This is a genomic window from Nonomuraea ceibae, assembly GCF_019396325.1.
Taxonomy (GTDB): domain Bacteria; phylum Actinomycetota; class Actinomycetes; order Streptosporangiales; family Streptosporangiaceae; genus Nonomuraea; species Nonomuraea ceibae.
The window spans coordinates 1-17,187 of the sequence record NZ_JAHKRO010000023.1; the positions used below are offsets into that span (position 1 = coordinate 1).

The 17,187-nt window shown below is 68.4% G+C and carries 17 protein-coding genes and 1 pseudogene; 5 read left to right on the plus strand and 13 right to left on the minus strand.

Annotated elements, in window-relative coordinates; genetic code table 11:
• The 3 genes from KME80_RS17290 to mgrA all read left to right on the plus strand — a co-directional run.
• A partial coding sequence (locus KME80_RS17290; RefSeq protein WP_219506436.1) for a hypothetical protein occupies positions 1 to 293 on the plus strand: 293 nt, incomplete at its 5' end.
• Between the two features lie 127 nt (positions 294 to 420).
• Positions 421 to 2,472: a S9 family peptidase gene (locus KME80_RS17295; RefSeq protein WP_308125800.1), complete on the plus strand. Its 2,052-nt coding sequence runs from the start codon at positions 421 to 423 to the stop codon at positions 2,470 to 2,472.
• Positions 2,469 to 3,467: an L-glyceraldehyde 3-phosphate reductase gene (gene mgrA, locus KME80_RS17300; RefSeq protein ID WP_219506438.1), complete on the plus strand. Its 999-nt coding sequence runs from the start codon at positions 2,469 to 2,471 to the stop codon at positions 3,465 to 3,467. Before KME80_RS17295 ends, mgrA begins: the two co-directional genes overlap by 4 nt.
• Here mgrA and KME80_RS17305 read toward each other — a convergent pair.
• Positions 3,436 to 5,811 (minus strand): lysylphosphatidylglycerol synthase transmembrane domain-containing protein, encoded by a 2,376-nt coding sequence (locus tag KME80_RS17305; protein ID WP_219506440.1) that lies wholly within the window; start codon positions 5,809 to 5,811, stop codon positions 3,436 to 3,438. The two genes, mgrA and KME80_RS17305, sit on opposite strands and share 32 nt — an antisense overlap.
• Before the next feature lie 195 nt (positions 5,812 to 6,006).
• Between KME80_RS17305 and KME80_RS17310 the strand changes: the two genes are divergently transcribed.
• Complete coding sequence (locus KME80_RS17310) at positions 6,007 to 8,031, plus strand: molybdopterin-containing oxidoreductase family protein (protein ID WP_219506441.1); 2,025 nt, start codon at positions 6,007 to 6,009, stop codon at positions 8,029 to 8,031.
• Here the strand turns inward: KME80_RS17310 and KME80_RS17315 are convergent.
• Positions 8,009 to 8,785: an alpha/beta hydrolase gene (locus KME80_RS17315; RefSeq protein WP_219506443.1), complete on the minus strand. Its 777-nt coding sequence runs from the start codon at positions 8,783 to 8,785 to the stop codon at positions 8,009 to 8,011. The genes KME80_RS17310 and KME80_RS17315 overlap by 23 nt on opposite strands.
• 68 nt (positions 8,786 to 8,853) lie before the next feature.
• Here KME80_RS17315 and KME80_RS17320 point away from each other — a divergent pair, with 68 nt between their 5' ends.
• Positions 8,854 to 9,396, plus strand: a complete 543-nt coding sequence (locus KME80_RS17320) for a PadR family transcriptional regulator (protein ID WP_219506445.1) — start codon at positions 8,854 to 8,856, stop codon at positions 9,394 to 9,396.
• Here KME80_RS17320 and KME80_RS50350 read toward each other — a convergent pair.
• The 11 genes and pseudogenes from KME80_RS50350 to KME80_RS17370 form a co-directional block, all read right to left on the minus strand.
• Positions 9,375 to 9,773 carry a GNAT family N-acetyltransferase gene (locus tag KME80_RS50350; RefSeq protein WP_246645116.1) on the minus strand — a complete coding sequence of 133 codons (399 nt, stop codon included), beginning with the start codon at positions 9,771 to 9,773 and terminating at the stop codon, positions 9,375 to 9,377. The genes KME80_RS17320 and KME80_RS50350 overlap by 22 nt on opposite strands.
• Positions 9,774 to 9,887: 114 nt before the next feature.
• Positions 9,888 to 10,304 (minus strand): annotated as a pseudogene (locus KME80_RS50355) (GNAT family N-acetyltransferase); the annotation flags it as partial.
• 1 nt (position 10,305) lies between these two features.
• On the minus strand, positions 10,306 to 11,829 hold the full coding sequence (locus tag KME80_RS17330; protein WP_219506458.1) for a recombinase family protein: 1,524 nt from the start codon (positions 11,827 to 11,829) through the stop codon (positions 10,306 to 10,308).
• 74 nt (positions 11,830 to 11,903) lie between these two features.
• A complete protein-coding gene (locus tag KME80_RS17335) occupies positions 11,904 to 12,245 on the minus strand; it encodes a hypothetical protein (protein ID WP_219506460.1) in 342 nt (113 codons plus the stop codon).
• 2 nt (positions 12,246 to 12,247) lie between these two features.
• Positions 12,248 to 12,499, minus strand: coding sequence for a hypothetical protein (locus KME80_RS17340; RefSeq protein WP_219506463.1), 252 nt, complete (start codon positions 12,497 to 12,499; stop codon positions 12,248 to 12,250).
• 270 nt (positions 12,500 to 12,769) lie between these two features.
• A complete protein-coding gene (locus KME80_RS17345) occupies positions 12,770 to 13,090 on the minus strand; it encodes a helix-turn-helix domain-containing protein (protein WP_219506465.1) in 321 nt (106 codons plus the stop codon).
• Positions 13,090 to 13,386: a hypothetical protein gene (locus tag KME80_RS17350; RefSeq protein WP_219506467.1), complete on the minus strand. Its 297-nt coding sequence runs from the start codon at positions 13,384 to 13,386 to the stop codon at positions 13,090 to 13,092. Before KME80_RS17350 ends, KME80_RS17345 begins: the two co-directional genes overlap by 1 nt.
• On the minus strand, positions 13,383 to 13,787 hold the full coding sequence (locus tag KME80_RS17355) for a hypothetical protein (RefSeq protein WP_219506469.1): 405 nt from the start codon (positions 13,785 to 13,787) through the stop codon (positions 13,383 to 13,385). Before KME80_RS17355 ends, KME80_RS17350 begins: the two co-directional genes overlap by 4 nt.
• Positions 13,784 to 13,942 (minus strand): hypothetical protein, encoded by a 159-nt coding sequence (locus KME80_RS17360; protein WP_219506471.1) that lies wholly within the window; start codon positions 13,940 to 13,942, stop codon positions 13,784 to 13,786. The genes KME80_RS17355 and KME80_RS17360 overlap by 4 nt, the downstream gene beginning before the upstream one ends.
• Positions 13,942 to 14,163, minus strand: coding sequence for a hypothetical protein (locus tag KME80_RS17365; RefSeq protein WP_219506473.1), 222 nt, complete (start codon positions 14,161 to 14,163; stop codon positions 13,942 to 13,944). The genes KME80_RS17360 and KME80_RS17365 overlap by 1 nt, the downstream gene beginning before the upstream one ends.
• 200 nt (positions 14,164 to 14,363) lie before the next feature.
• On the minus strand, positions 14,364 to 16,556 hold the full coding sequence (locus KME80_RS17370) for a phage/plasmid primase, P4 family (protein WP_219506475.1): 2,193 nt from the start codon (positions 16,554 to 16,556) through the stop codon (positions 14,364 to 14,366).
• Positions 16,557 to 17,187: the final 631 nt, after the last annotated feature.

Here is a 17,187-nt window from a genome sequence, read left to right on the forward strand (position 1 = left end):
CCAAAAAAGGTTTGATACCAGGCAACATTATCTCCGTCATATTTGACGAGGTGTTGCATGAAAAACTTCATGCACTGGCTTTTGACACACTGTTGAGTTCTCAAGAAACGGACGCTTGCTCCCCAGTCCTGCGAGAGGCGCTCATTTCGTTGTGTCTCAATTCTTTCAGCCGTTCAAGTCTCTGTCAAATTGACCGGACTTGCTCGACCTGCTGGAATTTCGACGCCCCGCTAACTTACCAGCTTGCGAGGAGTGCCTTCGCCAGCCGCACAGCCCATACCGAAATCACCTGAGTGAGGAGGTTGGGTTGCGCCGCACCGCGTCGGCTTCTAAAGATTAGCAGCGCCCAAGACCGTTCGTGCCGTGTTGCCTGCGCCGCCAGGCCACAAATCGATCACGGCCGACCATAGACTCCCCCACGTGAGCAGAGGCAACACGCCCCCTGTGGCGAAGAAGGTTCCGGCTGAGCGCACCCATCACGGCGACACCGTGATCGACGAGTACGCCTGGCTTACCGACAAAGACGATCCGGAGACGATCGCCTACCTGGAGGCGGAGAACGCCTTTCTCAAGGAGGAGACCGCCCATCTGACCGAGCTCCAGGAGCAGGTCTTCCAGGAGATCAAGGGCCGCACGCAGGAGACCGACCTGTCGGTGCCGAGCCGCAAGGGCGGCTGGTGGTACTTCTCCCGCACCGAGGAGGGCAAGCAGTACGCCACCTCCTGCCGCGTCCCCGCTGACGGCGACACGCCGCCGGAGATCACGCCGGGCGAGCGCCTCGACCGCGAGCAGGTCATCCTCGACGGCAACGAGCTGGCCGGCGACAGCCCGTTCTTCTCCGTCGGCACCAGCTCCGTCTCGCCCGACGGCACGATGCTGGCCTACTCCACCGACTTCAAGGGCGACGAGCGTTTCACGCTGCGGTTCAAGAACCTGGCGACGGGCGAGCTGCTCGAGGACGAGATCACCGACATCTTCTACGGCGGCGCCTGGTCGGCCGACGGGTCGGCGTTCTTCTACACGCGGGTCGACGACGCCTGGCGGCCCTACCAGGTCTACCGGCACACGCTCGGCACCAGCGAGGACGTGCTCGTCTACGAGGAGACCGACGAGCGGTTCTGGGTGGGCATCGGGCTGACCCGCAGCGAGCGCTACCTGGTGCTCGGCGCGGGCAGCAAGATCACCAGCGAGGTGCGCATCCTCGACGCCGCCGACCCGGCGGGCGAGTTCCGGCTGGTGAGGCCCCGCAAGACCGGCGTCGAGTACGGCATCGAGCACGCGGGCGACTTCTTCTACGTGCTCCACAACGAGAACGCGCGCAACTTCGAGCTGGCCACCGCGCCGCTCGACGACCCCGGCGTCTGGACGCCGGTGATCGAGCACCGGGAGGACACCCGGCTGCTGGAGATCGACGCGTTCGCGGGCCACGCCGTCGTGCACTTCCGCCGTGACGGCCTGACCGGGCTGCGGGTGCTGCCCGAGGGCGAAGCCCCGTACGAGATCGACTTTCCGGAGCCGCTGTACGACGTCGGGCCGGCCGGGAACCCGGAGTTCGTGACGAACCGGCTGCGCCTGGCCTACACCAGCATGGTGACGCCGGCCAGCGTCTACGACTACGACCTGGCCACGCGGGAGCTGATCCTGCTGAAGCGGCGGCCGGTGCTCGGCGGCTACGACCCCGAGGACTACGAGCAGTTCCGCGAGTGGGCCACGGCCGAGGACGGCACCGAGGTCCCGATCTCCGTCGTCAAGCGCAAGGACACGACGCTGCCGGCTCCGACGCTGCTGTACGGGTACGGCAGCTACGAGACGTCGATCGACCCGGGCTTCTCGGTGCCGCGGCTGTCGCTGCTGGACCGGGGGTTCGTGTTCGCGATCGCGCACGTGCGCGGCGGCGGCGAGATGGGCCGGCGCTGGTACGAGGAGGGCAAGCTCACCAGCAAGAGGAACACGTTCACCGACTTCGTGGCCGCGGCCCGGCATCTCAAGCAGGCCGGGTGGAGCGGGCGGGTGATCGCCAGGGGCGGTTCGGCGGGCGGGCTGCTCATGGGCGCGGCGGTCAACCTGGCTCCGGAGGAGTTCGCGGGCGTGGTGGCTGAGGTGCCGTTCGTGGACGCGCTGAACACGATCCTCGACCCGTCGCTCCCGCTGACGGTGATCGAATGGGACGAGTGGGGCGACCCGCTGCACAACGCGGACGTGTACGCGTACATGAAGGGGTACACGCCGTACGAGAACGTGGACGACAGAACGTATCCGCCGATTCTCGCGATCACCAGCCTGAACGACACGCGGGTGCTCTACCACGAGCCGGCCAAGTGGATCGCGCGGCTGCGCGCCACGGCCAAGGGCGGGCCGTTCCTGCTGAAGACGGAGATGGGCGCGGGACACGGCGGGCGCAGCGGACGGTACGACGCCTGGCGCGAGGAGGCGTTCGCGCTGTCGTGGATCATCGAAAGAGGGACAGCATGACGTACGAGGCCGACGCCGCCCGCTACGAGCGGCAGCCGTACAACCGGAGTGGGCGCAGCGGGCTGAAGCTGCCGGCGGTGTCGCTGGGGCTGTGGCACAACTTCGGTGACGACCGGCCGCTGGAGAACTCGCGGGCGATCCTGCGCCGGGCCTTCGACCTGGGCGTGACGCACTTCGACCTGGCCAACAACTACGGCGTGCCGTACGGGTCGGCGGAGCGGACGTTCGGGCGGATCTTCCGGCAGGACTTCTCCGCGTACCGGGACGAGCTGGTCATCTCCACCAAGGCCGGCTACGACATGTGGCCCGGCCCGTACGGCGAATGGGGGTCGCGCAAGTACCTGCTGGCCAGCCTGGACCAGTCGCTGGGCCGGATGGGCCTGGAGTACGTGGACGTCTTCTACAGCCATCGGCCCGATCCCGACACGCCGCTGGAGGAGACCATGGGCGCGCTGGACCGGGCGGTGCGCTCGGGCAAGGCGCTGTACGCGGGCATCTCCAACTACTCCGCGGAGCAGACCGCCCAGGCGGCCAGGATCATGCGGGAGCTGGGCACGCCGCTGCTCATCCACCAGCCGTCCTACTCGGTGATCAACAGGTGGATCGAGGGCGGGCTGCTCGACACGCTGGAGGAGGCGGGCATGGGCTGCATCGTCTACTCGCCGCTGGCGCAGGGGCTGCTGACCGACCGCTACCTGAAGGGCGTGCCGGCGGACTCTCGGGCGGCGACCAGCCGGTTCCTCAGCGAGAAGCAGATCGACGTGGAGCTGGCGCGCTCGCTGGACGAGCTGGCCAGGGGGCGCGGGCAGAGCCTGGCCCAGATGGCGCTGTCGTGGACGCTGCGCGACCCGCGCGTCACGAGCGTGCTGATCGGCGCGAGCAGCGTGCGTCAGCTGGAGGACAACGTGGCGTGCGTGGACGGCCCGGCGTTCACCGAGGACGAGCTCAAGGCGATCGACGAGATCACAGAGCCTCGTGCCGCTGCAGGTAGGTGAACGACGCCCAGCCCGGCAGCACCGGCAGCCAGAACGTGAGAAGCCGGTAGAGCAGCACGGCCGAGGTGGCAAGGGTCGGCGGCACTCCCGCGACGCTCAGCCCGGCGGTGAGTGAGATCTCGACCGCGCCCAGGCCACCCGGCGTGGGCGCGGCCGAGCCGATGGCGTTGGCGGTGAGGTAGACGACCGCGACCGTGGTGAAGTCGATCTCGCCGCGGAACGCGTGGACGCACGCGTAGAGGCAGGCCACGAAGGCGATGGTGATCATGAGAGTGCCGACGGCTCCCTCGATCATCTTGCGCGGCGTCTGCAGCACGTCGAGCAGCCGGGGCAGCACGTTGGCGAACAGCCGCTGCATCCGCCGGGTGATGAAGCGGCGCACCGGCGGGATGCCGAAGAGCACCACGACCAGCAGCGCCACCGACAGCAGCACCACGACGAGGCCGCGCGACGGCGTGAACGTGGTGGCGGTGTTGGAGCCGGTGATGTAGGCGAACAGCAGCAACAGGCCGATGTGGAAGACCATCATGACGAGCTGCGAGGCGCCCACGCTGGCCACGGCCAGCGCCGGGACGATGCCGCGCTTCTGCAGGTAGCGGGTGTTGATCGCGACGCCGCCGACGGCCGCGGGCGCGACGAGCTTGACGAACGAGGCGGCGAACTGCACCAGGACCGTGCGCCACAGGGGCAGGTGCTCGGGCACGAAGCCGCGCAGCATCAGCGCGGCGGCCACGAAGCTGACGAACGAGGCGAGCAGCGCCAGGCCGGTCCAGGCCCAGTTGGCGGTGGTGACGACCTGCACCACGTCGACCCGGCTGAGCTGGGACAGCACGATGTAGGCGGCGAACGTGCTGGCGATGATCGTGACGAGCGTGCGCGGCCGGAAGCGCTCCAGCCGGATCTCCTCCGGCTTGCTCTGCGGCTTGAGCGCGACGATCTGCTCGCGGATCGCGGTGAGCAGGTGCTTGTCCTTCTTCAGCGCGGCGCGGGTCTCGCGGGTGAGCGCGATGCGCTGGAGCAGCGGCATGGCGGTGGCCAGCGCGTCGGAGCCCATGACGGCGCTGGCGGCCCTGACGGACCGCTCGGCGCCGACGCGCAGCGCCAGATAGGTGAGGAGCTGGGCGATGTCGAGGCGCAGCAGCAGGTCACCGGCGGCGATCTCGCCGCTGCGGGCGTCGGTGAGCACGACGCGGCCGGCCCGGTCGAGGTGGATGCCGTCGCCGGTCAGCCTGCGGTGGGCGAGACGCTGGATCTGCAGCAGCGAGACCTGCTCCCAGATCTGGGCGAGGACGTCGTCGCTGATCTCCTCGTCGGGCACCTCGTCGAGCGGCCGGGTGTCGAGGTGCTCGTAGACGAGCAGCGCGGCCTCGGTGCCGATCTCGCTGGTGCCGAGCAGGCGGGGCGTGCTGGCCCCGGCGGCCTGGGCGGCGTAGGCCATGAGCGCCTCGCGCTCCAGCTCGGCGCGCAGTGACCTGATGGCCTTGCGCCGGGTCTCGGAGTTGAGCCGGATGCGCCGCCACAGCCGGTACGGCAGGCCGGCCACCTGGCGGTCGCGGTCGAGCACGGTGACGTCGAGGCTCGCGCCGTCGGCCAGCCCGACGGCGTAGCGGCGGCTGCCCTGGTGGTCGTCCTCGATGCGGCGGGCCGACACCGGGGAGAACGAGAGTCTGCGCAGCGTGGCCACGACGGCGTTGCCGGGCGGCCTGGTGTTGGGGCTGCCGATCCCGTACAGGGTGGCGTAGCCCATCGCCATGCCGACCAGGACGGTGACGATGGCGCCGGGCAGGGTGATCTGGCCGCCGGAGTAGAGCGCCAGGATGTCGAGGCCGATCACGGTCCACACGAGCGCCCGCCAGGTGGGGCGGCGGGAGATGCGGACGGCGGTGGCGTAGGCGGTGACGGAGGTGAGCAGCGTGTTGAGCGGCTCGATGGGCCGGCCGCCGGTGAGCAGCCTGCCGAGGTCGTCGACGTTGCCGCCGACCAGCCACTGGCCGAGCAGGAACGAGCCGACCATGCCGACGATGGCGGCGATGAGCCCTTCGGCGACGCGCAGGCCGTCGCGGTGGAAGACCCGTTCGACGGCGAAGGCGACGGGCACGATGAGCACGGCCGCGCCGCCGACGAAGGTCGCGACGCGGCTGAGCAGCGGCACCAGGGCGGTGCCCTCGCTGACGTCGCGTTCGAGGCCGCTGAGCGTCTGCTTGGCCACCAGCGCGAGCAGGATCACCGCGCCGAGCGTGAGCAGCGTGGCGAACAGCCGCAGCAGGTCGGAGGGCCTGCGCAGGCGCTGGGGCAGGAGCGGCTCGACGACGTAGACGTCCGCGTCAGCGCGCGCTTCGCCCACGGCTGGATCCCCTTCCGAGAGGTCCTCCGCGTCTTCGCTTTCTCTGATTTCGGCCACCGACAGTGATTCTGCACCTTTCCGGGCGCATCGTACGATCTGTGAGCCCCGTGTCGGTGGAGCTCCAACCCTTCACCTTGATTTCTACCGTGAACTCCCCCTGACCGCGCCGCAGGGGCTCCACATAAGCTGTGACGCATGTCGGGCGAACTGAAGGTGCTGGGAGCGTGTCCGCTTGACTGCCCGGACACCTGCTCCTGGGTGGTCACCGTGCGGGACGGCGAAGCGGTCAAGATGCGCGGCAACCCCGACCATCCCTATACGCGCGGCGCGCTGTGCGTGAAGGTCAACCGCTACCTGGAGCAGACGCGGGCGCCCGACCGCATCCTCCACCCGCTGCGCCGCACCGGCCCCAAGGGGTCCGGGCAGTTCGAGCGCATCTCCTGGGAGGAGGCGCTGGAGGAGATCTCCGTACGGCTGCGCGGCATCGTCGAGGAGCACGGCGGCGAGGCGATCTGGCCCTACCAGGGCACGGGCACGCTGGGCTACCTCCAGGGCTGCGAGGGCGTGGCCGGCCGCCGGTTCTGGAACATGCTGGGCGCCTCGCGGCACTGGCTGAACATCTGCTCGGCGGCGGGCACCTCCGGTCTCCGGCTGACCAACGGCACGGCCGGCGGCATGGACCCGGAGAACTTCGCACAGTCCCGGCTGATCCTGCTGTGGGGCACGAACACGCTCACCAGCGGTCACCACCTGTGGAAGTTCGTGCAGGACGCGCGGGCCGAGGGCGCGCACGTGGTGGCGATCGACCCGATCCGCACCAGGACCGCCGACCAGGCCGACCAGCATCTGGCGATCCGGCCGGGCACCGACGCGGCGCTCGCGCTGGGCCTGCTGAACGTGGTGCTGGCGGAGGGCGCGCAGGACGAGGACTTCCTGGCCCGGCACACCGACGGCTGGGAGAGCTTCCGCGCCGAGATCCTGAGATATCCGGTCGAGACGGCGGCGGAGATCACCGGCATCCCGGCCGCCGACATCCACAGCCTGGGGATGAGGCTTGCCCACACCCGGCCCACCGCGATCCGCGCCACCATGGGCATCCAGCGCCACGAGGGCGGCGGCACCGCGATGCGCACGATCGCCGCGATCCCCGCCGTGACCGGCGACTGGCGGCATCCGGGCGGCGGCGTCGCCTACTCGACCAGCGACCACGTGCACGTCAACATCGACACGCGCGACGACCTGCTGGCCAAGCCGGTGCGCACGCTCACCATGACCCGGCTGGCCTCCGAGCTGGCCGACCCCGACTCGGTCAAGTGCCTGTGGGTCTACGGCGCGAACCCGGTCGGCTCGACCTCCGACAGCAACCGGATCAGGCGCGGGCTGATGCGCGACGACCTGTTCACGGTCGTCATGGAGCAGTTCCCGACCGACACGGTCGACTACGCCGACATCGTGCTCCCCGCGACGATGCAGACCGAGCACATGGACCTGCACGCCGGCTACGGCCACCTCTACCTCCTGTGGAACGAGCCCGCGAGCCCGCCGCCGGGCGAGTGCCTGTCGACGACCGAGACCTTCCGCCGGCTGGCGGCGCACATGGGGATGACCGAGCCGTCCCTGTTCGACACGGATCTGGAGCTGGCCGAGAACCTGCTGTCCAGCGGGCATTCCTCGCTTGAGGGCATCACCGTCGACAGGCTGCGCAAGGAGGGCTGGGTGCGGATGAACTACCCCGATCCCTTCACGCCGCACGCCGACGGCTTCCCGACCCGGTCCGGCCGGCTGCGGTTCCCGCCGCCGGGCAAGGCGTACGTGCCGTCGCTGTCGGCGCGCACGGCGGGGCGCGGCCCGTACCCGCTGACGCTGATCACGCCGGCCCCGCACACGTTCCTCAACACCACCTTCGGCAACAACCCGGAGCTGCGGCGGCGGGCCAAGGAGCCGGTCGTGCTGGTCAACCCGGCCGACGCGCGGGCGCGCAGGCTGAGCGACGGGCAGCGGGTGCGGGTGCACAACGCCGGCGGCGGCTTCCTGGCCGACGTCGAGATCAGCGACCGGGTGGCGCCCGGCGTGGTGGCCTCGCCCAAGGGCCGCTGGCCCAAGCTCAGCCCGGGCGGCGCCAACCCCAACACGGTCGTCGCCGAGCGTGACGCCGACCTGGGCAGGGGTGCGGTCTACCACGACAACCTGGTGGAGCTCAGCCCTTGTGCCGGTCCATGAACGCCACGACCCGGTCGATGACCTCGGTGGCGTAGGGGCCGCGGAACAGGTCGGAGGCGTGCGCGCTCTCGCCCTTGATGACGTGGATCTGCCGGTCGGGGGCGCGGGTGGCGGCGTCGTGCGCGGTCTGCAGGTCGTCGGCGCCGCCGTAGCTGTCGTGCTCGGTGCCGATCTGGAGCAGCGGCACCTTCAGCTTCGCGGCCTCGGCGGCGTCGATCGCGCCTGACAGGGCGATCACCCCGGCGGCCTTGTCCCCCAACTCCAGCGCGGCGGTCGCCGAGACGGTGGCGCCGATCGAGCCGCCCGCCAGGAAGACCCGCTCGACGCCCTTCTCCTTGGCCAGCCGCCTGGCCATCGCCAGCGCGGTGTCCTCGGGCAGGTCGACGGACTTGCGCGCGTACAGCAGGACGCGGTAGCCGGCGGCGACGAGCCGGTCGGACAGCGGGCGCCAGGAGCACACGTTGCCGCGCCGCTCGTAGGTGATGACGACGCCGACCTCGCCCTTGCCGGTGATGACGCCGGGCATGTCGTCGCCGTAGGTGAAGATCTTGCCGTCGTCGCGGGTGTAGCAGCCGCTCACGTTGGGGCCCTTCGCCTTCGCCTTCGTCGGCGTGGGGGTCGGGGTGGGCGTGGGCGTGGGGGTCGGGGTGGCGCTGGGTGGCGGTGACGGGCTGGGGGCGGCCGAGGTGCTGACCGCGCCTCCGCAAGCGGTCAGCACCAGTACGAGTCCCAACGAGCCGACTATCGCGCGCATGGCCGCCCCTTTCTCTGAGACTATGTCAGAAGTGACATAGTTGCCAGGAACAATACTCTGGACGCACCATGACCTCAACGCTGGGATTCGCGATCCTCGCCGTGCTGGCCCGCGGCGAGCGCACCGGGTACGACATCGCCCAGGCGATGCGCCGGCCGGTGGCCTACTTCTGGACGGCCAGGCACAGCCAGATCCATACCGAGCTGCAGAAACTGCTGGCCGAAGGGCTGGTCGCGTACGAGACGCAGGCGGGGCCCGGGCCGCAGGACAAGAAGATCTACCGGCTGACCGGCGCGGGCACGGCGGCGCTGCGCGAGTGGGTGACCGAGCCGCCGCGCGAGCGGCCGGAGCGCGACGAGCTGGTGCTCAAGACCTACACGGCCTGGCTCGCCGAGCCGGAGGCGCTGCGGCGGCTCTTCGCCGACCAGCTCGCCCGCCACGAGGCCAGGCTGGCCGACTACGAGCGCGAGGAGGAGCTGTTCGGCGGGCCGCCGCCGGTCGGCGACCCGCGCTTCGGCAACTACGCGACGCTGCGGTGCGGGCTCGGCTACGAGCGGCACCGGGCCGACTGGTGCAGGTGGATGCTGGCTCAGCTCAGCGCGAGCTTGTAGCCCTCGTGCGAGGCGGTGAAGCCGAGCGAGTCGTAGAAGCGGTGCGCGTCGGCGCGGGACTTGTCGGAGGTGAGCTGCACCATGGCGCAGCCCCGGGCGCGGGCCCGGTCGATGCCCCACTGGATCATCCTGCGGCCCAGCCCCTCCCCCCGGCTGGAGGCGGCGACCCGGACGGCCTCGATCTGGCACCGCTCGGCGCCCAGCCGCGACAGCCCGGCCAGGTAGGTGAGGTGCATGGTGCCGATCACCTTGCCGTCGCGCTCGGCGACGATCAGCTCGTCGTACGGGTCGGCGTCGATGCGGTCGAAGGCGGCCAGGTAGCGCTCGTCGGACGGGTCGCCCTCGCGGGCGGCTCCGAGCGGGTCGTCGGCCAGCATCGCCACGATCGCGGGCACGTCGTCCCGGCGGGCCCGGCGGAAGAGCAGGGACAGGACATAGTGGGACTCGGGGATGTCGGGGTTGGACGGCAGGCCCATCTTCTTGCCGCTGGGGGTGAACCCCTTGCTCGCGTACAGCGCCCTGGCCGCCGTGTTGTGGTCGACGCACCACAGCTCGACCTCGTCCACGCCGACCTCCCTGGCGTGCGCGACGGCCGCGTCGACCAGCCGTGAGGCGACCCCGCGGCCCCTGGCCTCCGGCGCGACCCACATCGACAGCAGGTGCGCCCGGCCCTCCTCGACCCGCACACACACCAGCCCGGCGTCGCCGCCGTCGATGACGGCCACCCGCCACCACGACCCTGACAGCCGCTCAGCCCACGTCTCGGCGGTGAACGCGCTCTCCCGCTCGTAGGAGGACCCGAACGCGTCAGGCGCCTCCTGGAGCGCGCGCAGGCGGATCGCCTTCAGCCGCTCCCACTCCTCGGCGCCGAACTGCTCAATCGTCACATCTCGCATGAACTGCATCATGTCAGGGACTGGTCAGGGCTTCGCCCCTGCTAGTTGAGTCCGGGAACGGCACGATCCCCTCGATGCGCAGTCTGGGGGCGTCGGTGTTGTCCAGCACGGTCACCCGCACGTCCAGCAGCTCGACCACCTCGGCCTGCTCCTCCGGGCTCATGTTCGCCAGGCGGCTGCTGGCTCGCTCGGCCAGCTCGATCAGAGCGCGCACCCGCTCGGACTCCCCGTTGGCGTCGTCGACTCGGGCCACAAGCTGAGCCCGTCGCGTGCGCAGTTCGGCCATCTCCCCCCGGATGCGGTCGGTCGCGGCCTTGACCACATCCGCAGCTACCCCCACCCGCAGGTACTCGGCAACGTCGTCCACCAGGCTGCGCTCCAGCTTGGTCAACTGCGTTGAGATCTGCGCCAGTTCGTCGCGTTCGGCCTCCACCTGGTCGGCGCGGTTGGCGTAGTAGTCAGCGGCCAGCCGCAGCAGGCGTTCCGGTCGCCCGAGCAGGTCGCGCACCTCGGCCCACACCCGCAGCTCGATCGCCTCGCACGCCTGGTTGACGCAGTCGCACTTGGGTACCCCCGTCGAGGTCCACCTCCTCCCCTTGCACCGGTAGACCCGCGTCTTGCAGCCGGACGGCAGCAGCCCCCCGTAGGGCATCCTGCACGGCGACATCAGCCGACCCCGGTTGAGCAGGTACGGGCGGACCTGGGTCGAGTGGCGGGTGCGTCGGCTCAGCGCCTCTTGCAGGGCGAGCCACCGCTCTTCGCTGATGATCGGCTCAACGCGAATGAGGATCGGCTCGCCGTACTTGCCGCTGGACTTCTTGCCGCCCCAGCTCAGCTCACCGATCAGACCTCGGTTCTTGCGCAGCACGTCACGAAGGTTGTCGTAGTGCCAAGGGTTGCCGTTGCGTTGCCGATAGCCCTCGGCGTTGAGCCGCACTGCGGCCTGCCCTCGGGTCAGCCCCTCATCCACGATCCAGCCGACCACCATCCGCAGCATGGCGACCTCGTCGGCGTTGTGAACGATCTGGTTGTTGCGGCCTTGCCCGACGAGCCGGTAACCGTACGGCAGCGCGCTCGGGCTTGCAGGCCACCCGCCCGCCCTGGCCTTGGCGTGTTGCCCCTTGGCCATCTGCTCGACCACCGAGTCACGGTCAAGCTCGGCCAGTCCCAGGAACTGGAGTCGCAGGAACCTGCCTTGGGGGGTGGTGGTGTCGATGTTCAGCTCGGTCACGGCCAGTCCCACGCCGAGTTCCTCAAGCTCGAACGACAGGTTGAGCCCGATCCGCGCGTTCCTGGCGAACCGCTTGAAGTTCATGACCACCACCACATCGAACGCCCTGGCGGCTGCGGCTCGCATCAACTGCGACCACTCGGGGCGGTCGGCCTTCGTCCCCGTGTAACCCTCTTCCCGGTACACGGCCACCGCCTGCCACCCCCGACCCTCGGCGTACTGCCGACACACCCGGATCTGGTCGTCCAGGCTCGTGTTGTCGATCTGGTCCTCGGTCGAGACCCTGGCGTAAATCGCTGCTCTCATGTTCTGCCTCCTCGAATAGGGCTGGACCCCCGGTTTGCCGCATGGGCTCCGGGGGCCTGTGGTGGGGTGGGGGATCAGCCGGAGACTTTCTCGTCGCCGCTCCGCGCAGCCGCGCGAGCCGCCTTGGCCTGGGCGCGAGCCACCGCGCGGTCGCCCTTCTCCTTGAACCGCTTGTCGGCGTTCGCGAGCATCGTGGTCAGCTTGTTCTTGAGGGCGTCGCTGGCCTTGCCCGCCTTGGCGAGGGCCTGGGCCTTGGTCAGCTTCTTGGCGGCAACCGCCTTGACCAGCTCGCTGCACATCTTGGCGTCGTGTCCGGGGGCGAACAGGCCCTTGCTGTCCTTGCCGCACCCGCAGAAGCAGGGGGTCGGCTCAACGGTCTTCTTGGCGGGCTTGGCGGGGGCAGTGGTCTTGGCCATGGTTACTTCTCCTTGCGAGCGGTGAGGGTGAACGTCGAGTGGTTGGAGTCGAGCCGGATGAAGCCGAACGAATTCAGCATGTGGGCGAATTCAGCGGGCAGCTCAACGAGCCATTCGCCGCTGATTACGTCGCCAGCCTCGAATCGGGGGCAGTAGCCGAATAGTGCGGCCAGGGCTTCTCTTGCCCCGTCGGCCTGCTGCACCGGGATGTTATTGCCACCCCAGAGGAGCCGAACCCGCGCCTTTTCTGTCATACCCAATTCAAATATTTCGATTTGCCCTCGCATAAGTATTCGAATTAAGCCCGTTATAAGGCCGTGATTGGGGGCCTGGCGCTGCCCACACCGCCCCCGGTGCCCCTGGAGCGCCCCCGTGGGGTAGTACCGCCGCTGGATACCCCACGAGAACGTGCCCTGGCCGCTCATCGGGCCTAGCGCCCACCCTGAGCCCCACCCGGCTCCCACCCATTCGCCGAGAGGTCTCCAGGGGCTCCGCAGGCGGTGGGTGGGCGTAGGGGTGGGCGATCAGGTGGGCAGATCCTCCAGGCGATGCGGCATCCGGGGTGCTTGCTGCTTTGCCGGACCCGTCCCCCGAATGTTCCATTCGAGCAACAACCGATCGTCCTCGTCGGGGGTCCAGTCGGGGGTGGCCTTGAAATCGGCCACCTCACAGCCGAGGACCTTTGCCGCCTTAAATAGCGACTGCCAGCCGGGGTCAGCCCGACCGATCTCCCAGTCCTTGAGTGACCCTGTCTTGATACGAATCTTGCGAGCCAGCTCGGCGCGACCCATGCCCGCCTTAACGCGCATCAGCCGGAACTTGAGCGGGTGGAAGTGCTCGGTCATTACGCCTTCCTCTCGGGGAGCAGCCGGAACTCCAGCCGACCCACACGCCCGACGCTGTCGAACGCATTGATGAGCGGCTCCATCTGGGCTTTGTCGAGAACCAGGTATTCGCCTCGCATGAGGCAGGCGTGACCGGTTACGAACGACCACAACAACTCGTCCAGGTCGGCCCAGTGCGGGCCAGCCGTGACCTTGACGAGAATGTGCGTGTCGCCGTACCAGCCGTATCGCTTGAGCAGTCCATCGCCGCGCTTCTTGAACCTCGCCCAGACGGGCTTAACGGTGTAGGTGGTCATCGGGTTCCCCTCTCCTTTACGACGGCTCGCCAGAAGTCCGAGCCCTTCCTAATTCCGTATTCGCGACCCCACTCGGCGAGGGTGCGATAGCCCGCGTCGGCGGAGACTCCTGCCTTGTCGGCCTTGCTGGCTGCCTCCACAACCGCAGGGGGTGCGCTCGGCGCACTGGGCGCATGCACCGGGCGCATATCGACCTGGGCGGGTGCATGCACCGGGCTCGGGCTGGGTGCACCGGGCGCATGCACCGGACGGTTTGTCAGGTAGTCCTGCATCAAGTCGTCGAACAGATCCCGGTTCTTGTGAATGAACGTCAGGTCGCTGCCAGTCAGATCGATGGGTCGCCCTCGCGCGATCTCTGCCCACACAGCGACCAGCCGCGCCATTCGCTCCAGCCTGCTCATTCGCCCTCCCCGAGCCATTCGCTGACGACTTGCTTTGCGCGATAGTCGGCGAGGTGGAATATCAGCCGCCGCATGAACTCGACCTTGAATTCGGGCGTCTCTTGCAACGCGCCCAGGTCCTCGCCCGCCGTCTTGAGGAGTCGGTTAACGTCCATCACTCGTCGTCCTCGTCCTCGGCCAGGCCGACGTATTCGAACTCGCACCCGCTTTCGTTGACGTATTCGTAGACGGTAATGAGCCGCCCTCGTGCGCCGACCACCATCGCGCTGCCGTCTGCGTCCCAGGCTTCCACTCTCTCGGTCATGCGACTTTCCTTACCGTTGAACTTGAACGCGAAGGCGGCGACGAGTCCGGGGTTCGCGGGAATGAGCTGCATTTGATTTCTCCTAATAGTGGTTTGGGGGCGGGGTGCAGGGGGTGCAGGGGGTGCAAGCACCCGCCCACCCCTGGCTGCTCTGGGGGCTCTCCCAGCCCTATCCGCCCCCCACGTAGCGGGGTGGGGCCGGAGCTGCACCCCCTGCACCCCCTGGTGCTCCGTGCCCGGTGAGAAGGCTGCGGGGGTGCAGTGGGGTGCAGCTAGTGCTTGGCAGCCCAGTTGCGGAGATATTCGCCCTGGGGGTCGTGAATTACCTTGAGACCCCGGAAGCCGCGTACCCCCTTAACCGCTGCGGGTTCCACACCTGCACCCCGGAGTCGGTCGTAGAATTCAGCGGCCTTAAGGACGCCGTATCGACCGTGTTCCGCCCACCTGCGATAGGCGTCGTAAAGCTCGGTGCGCTTAACGTGGCTGTGCGCGGGGTCGCGCTCACAGCATTCGTCCAGCCAGGTCTCAACCTGGTTTGTCCGACGCTTGAACTCGCTCATTGCCTCCTTGGCGGACGGTGGCTCGTCGAAGTTGCCGCGTTGCATTAGCCGCTGGAGCGCGGGAATGGCCTTGGCCGCGATTCCCTTAATCTCCTCGGGCGTCTGGAGCCGGGCGTCAAGCCCTCGGTCCTCCCGACCCGTGAAGTCGTGGGGGAACGGCAGCACGACCCACCTCGACATGTAGCCCGTCGTCACGTCGGCGGACCCAGGAATCTTGTTGGCGCTGAATACCGGGACCGCCCAGGGCGTGAAGTCGAATGCGTCCCTGTTCTTGAACTCCGCCGTGATCACGTCTTCGCCCGTGATCGCCTTGAACTTGGCCGTCTGCTCCAGGTAGGTGCCGTCGATGTCACCCGCGATGTTGGCGATCTTGCCGAACAGGCTGGCCGCTGCGAACCGCTCCATGTTGAGGGCCTGGAGGGTCACCGCAGTGACGTTCTCGACTCCGAGGATCGACTTGATCATCCGAATCCAGGTGCCCTTGCCGTTGCGACCCGAGCCGTGCAACATGACCGCCTTGTGAAGCGGGTTGCCCGAGTACATCAGGTAGCCGATCAGCTCCCACACCATGCCGATCACGTCGGCGGGGACGACGCTCGCCAGGAACTTGTCGAACTCCGGACAGGTCGCGTCGGGGTCCCACTCGGTGTGGAGCTGGACCGTGGACAGCGCGTCCGGCGAATGCGGGTGGAGTGTCCCGGTCCGCCAGTCGAGGAGCCCGTTCCGGAAGTTGATCCACTCGCTGACCGGGTCGCAGGCGATCTCAGGCGCGGTGGCTCGGATCATCGCCTCGACGTCAACCGCGTGCCTGACCCGGAACGCTTCGTCCAGCAGCTTGGCTGCTCGGGTCCTGACCGCGTGCTTGTCGAGTCGCCACACGCCGTCGCGGTAGGCCCAGAGGTGGCCGCTGACGCCCAGCCCGATCGGTCCCTCCTTGAGGATCGCCTCGGCCAGCGTGGCGACCAGGAGCTGCTTCGTGTCTCCTCCGTTGAGGTAACCGAAGAAGTCCGAGTCGTAAGCGATGCTGGAACTCGGTCGGTCGAAGCCGTCGAAGTAACCCGAGTCGCGGGTCCGGTACTCGCTACGGGGGGCCTCGAAGCTGTCGAGCAGGTCCGTCAGAGCGTCGTACGCGTACTCGTGAGCCAACTCGCCGCCAGCCACATACTGCCCCAGCTTGAAGCAGCAGGCGTTGAGGGTGTTGTTGAAGGTGCCGTCGTCGGCCTTCCACACCTTCTTGAGCGTCTTGAGTACCTCGTCCAACTGACGCTTGCCGAAGCTGCTGCCCTCGGTGTTGGTGTACTTCGGCGCGCGGGGTGGCCCGAGCGGGGTGACCTCCTTGCCCGCGCGTTCGGGGGCTCCCGGCAGCGTGTGGCGAGACAGCAACGCGGCCTCGTCGTGTGTCAGCTCCTTGGCCTCGTCGAGGGGGCGAATCCACGCCCGGTTGCCGCCCTTGTGGTGCTCGGACGGCGGAGCCATGACCCCGCCTCGGCGCTGACCCAGCACGTCGAACCGGATGCGGTTCTTGTTGGTGCTCGGAGCAGCCCAGCGGAACACGCCCTGGCAGCTTGCGGGAAGCTTGAACCACCAGTGGGGCCTGCCGTGTGGCGGCTGGCTGACGGCAGCCTTCTCCAGGATGCTCCCGAGCCTCTCCGTCCAGTACTCGACGGCCTCGTCGGAGTCCGGATCGACCACCACCCACTCATCCGGCACGCGAACCCAGATGCCGCACTTGTTGCCGAACGACATCTCGTACTCGATCGTGTCGAGCGAGGTCGGCCCAGGGAACTCGTCCTTGTTCCACTTGCCGAACGACTTCTTGTCGGGCGAGCCATCCGCCTGCCTGCCGACCGTCAGGACGAACATGCCCCTGTCAGCCAGCTCCTTGGCGGAGTTCTTGAGCGCCAACCTAATGTCAACCTGGATTGACGGAGCGTTACCCTCCGTGCTTGACTGGGTGGCAGAGCGCGTAGTAGGGGCGGGGCTGTGCGGGTTGGCGTTCACGCAGCCTCGCCCTCCTCCGTGTCGGCCTCGTCCGGCTTGAAGAGGATCGCCAGCAACCTGCGGTAGCGGTCGGGGTCGGGCTTGTAGTCCCAGTTGGCCTCACGCATTGCCGCCCCCGAACTCCACGAAGTCGTAGAACTCAGCGACGTCGCAACCGAGGATCGCGGCGAACTCGACTGCCCTCTCGGGCGAGGGACTCCGGCGTCCGGTCTGGTAGGTCGGGATGCGAGTCTCGGACCTTGGGAACGGCCAGCGGGGGTCACGCAGCGAGACACCAGCCCGCAGTCTGGCCTGACGGAACTTCTCCCCGTTCCACACGGGTGTCTTGAGAGTCGTAGACACGACAAATGCCCTTCGGCTGAACCGAAGGTCGTCGGGGCGGCTGATCGACCTGGGTCCGAACGCCTCGGGCGTTCCCCAAAGAGTCCACCTGTCGGTGCCTGCATCAGCAGGAGGTCCGGAGACCCGCTCTCAATCCGCTCTGGTTTCCCGTACGAGCTGCCCGTTAATGCCGGGCTCAGCAGTGCCGCACCAC

Coding starts and splice junctions, on each gene's coding strand:
- mgrA (WP_219506438.1), top strand. CDS start 2,469: ATGACGTACGAGGCCGACGCCGCCCGCTACGAGCGGCAGCCGTACAAC.
- KME80_RS17310 (WP_219506441.1), top strand. CDS start 6,007: ATGTCGGGCGAACTGAAGGTGCTGGGAGCGTGTCCGCTTGACTGCCCG.
- KME80_RS17315 (WP_219506443.1), bottom strand. CDS start 8,785: ATGCGCGCGATAGTCGGCTCGTTGGGACTCGTACTGGTGCTGACCGCT.
- KME80_RS17320 (WP_219506445.1), top strand. CDS start 8,854: ATGACCTCAACGCTGGGATTCGCGATCCTCGCCGTGCTGGCCCGCGGC.
- KME80_RS50350 (WP_246645116.1), bottom strand. CDS start 9,773: ATGCTGGCCGACGACCCGCTCGGAGCCGCCCGCGAGGGCGACCCGTCC.
- KME80_RS17330 (WP_219506458.1), bottom strand. CDS start 11,829: ATGAGAGCAGCGATTTACGCCAGGGTCTCGACCGAGGACCAGATCGAC.
- KME80_RS17335 (WP_219506460.1), bottom strand. CDS start 12,245: ATGGCCAAGACCACTGCCCCCGCCAAGCCCGCCAAGAAGACCGTTGAG.
- KME80_RS17340 (WP_219506463.1), bottom strand. CDS start 12,499: ATGACAGAAAAGGCGCGGGTTCGGCTCCTCTGGGGTGGCAATAACATC.
- KME80_RS17345 (WP_219506465.1), bottom strand. CDS start 13,090: ATGACCGAGCACTTCCACCCGCTCAAGTTCCGGCTGATGCGCGTTAAG.
- KME80_RS17350 (WP_219506467.1), bottom strand. CDS start 13,386: ATGACCACCTACACCGTTAAGCCCGTCTGGGCGAGGTTCAAGAAGCGC.
- KME80_RS17355 (WP_219506469.1), bottom strand. CDS start 13,787: ATGAGCAGGCTGGAGCGAATGGCGCGGCTGGTCGCTGTGTGGGCAGAG.
- KME80_RS17360 (WP_219506471.1), bottom strand. CDS start 13,942: ATGGACGTTAACCGACTCCTCAAGACGGCGGGCGAGGACCTGGGCGCG.
- KME80_RS17365 (WP_219506473.1), bottom strand. CDS start 14,163: ATGCAGCTCATTCCCGCGAACCCCGGACTCGTCGCCGCCTTCGCGTTC.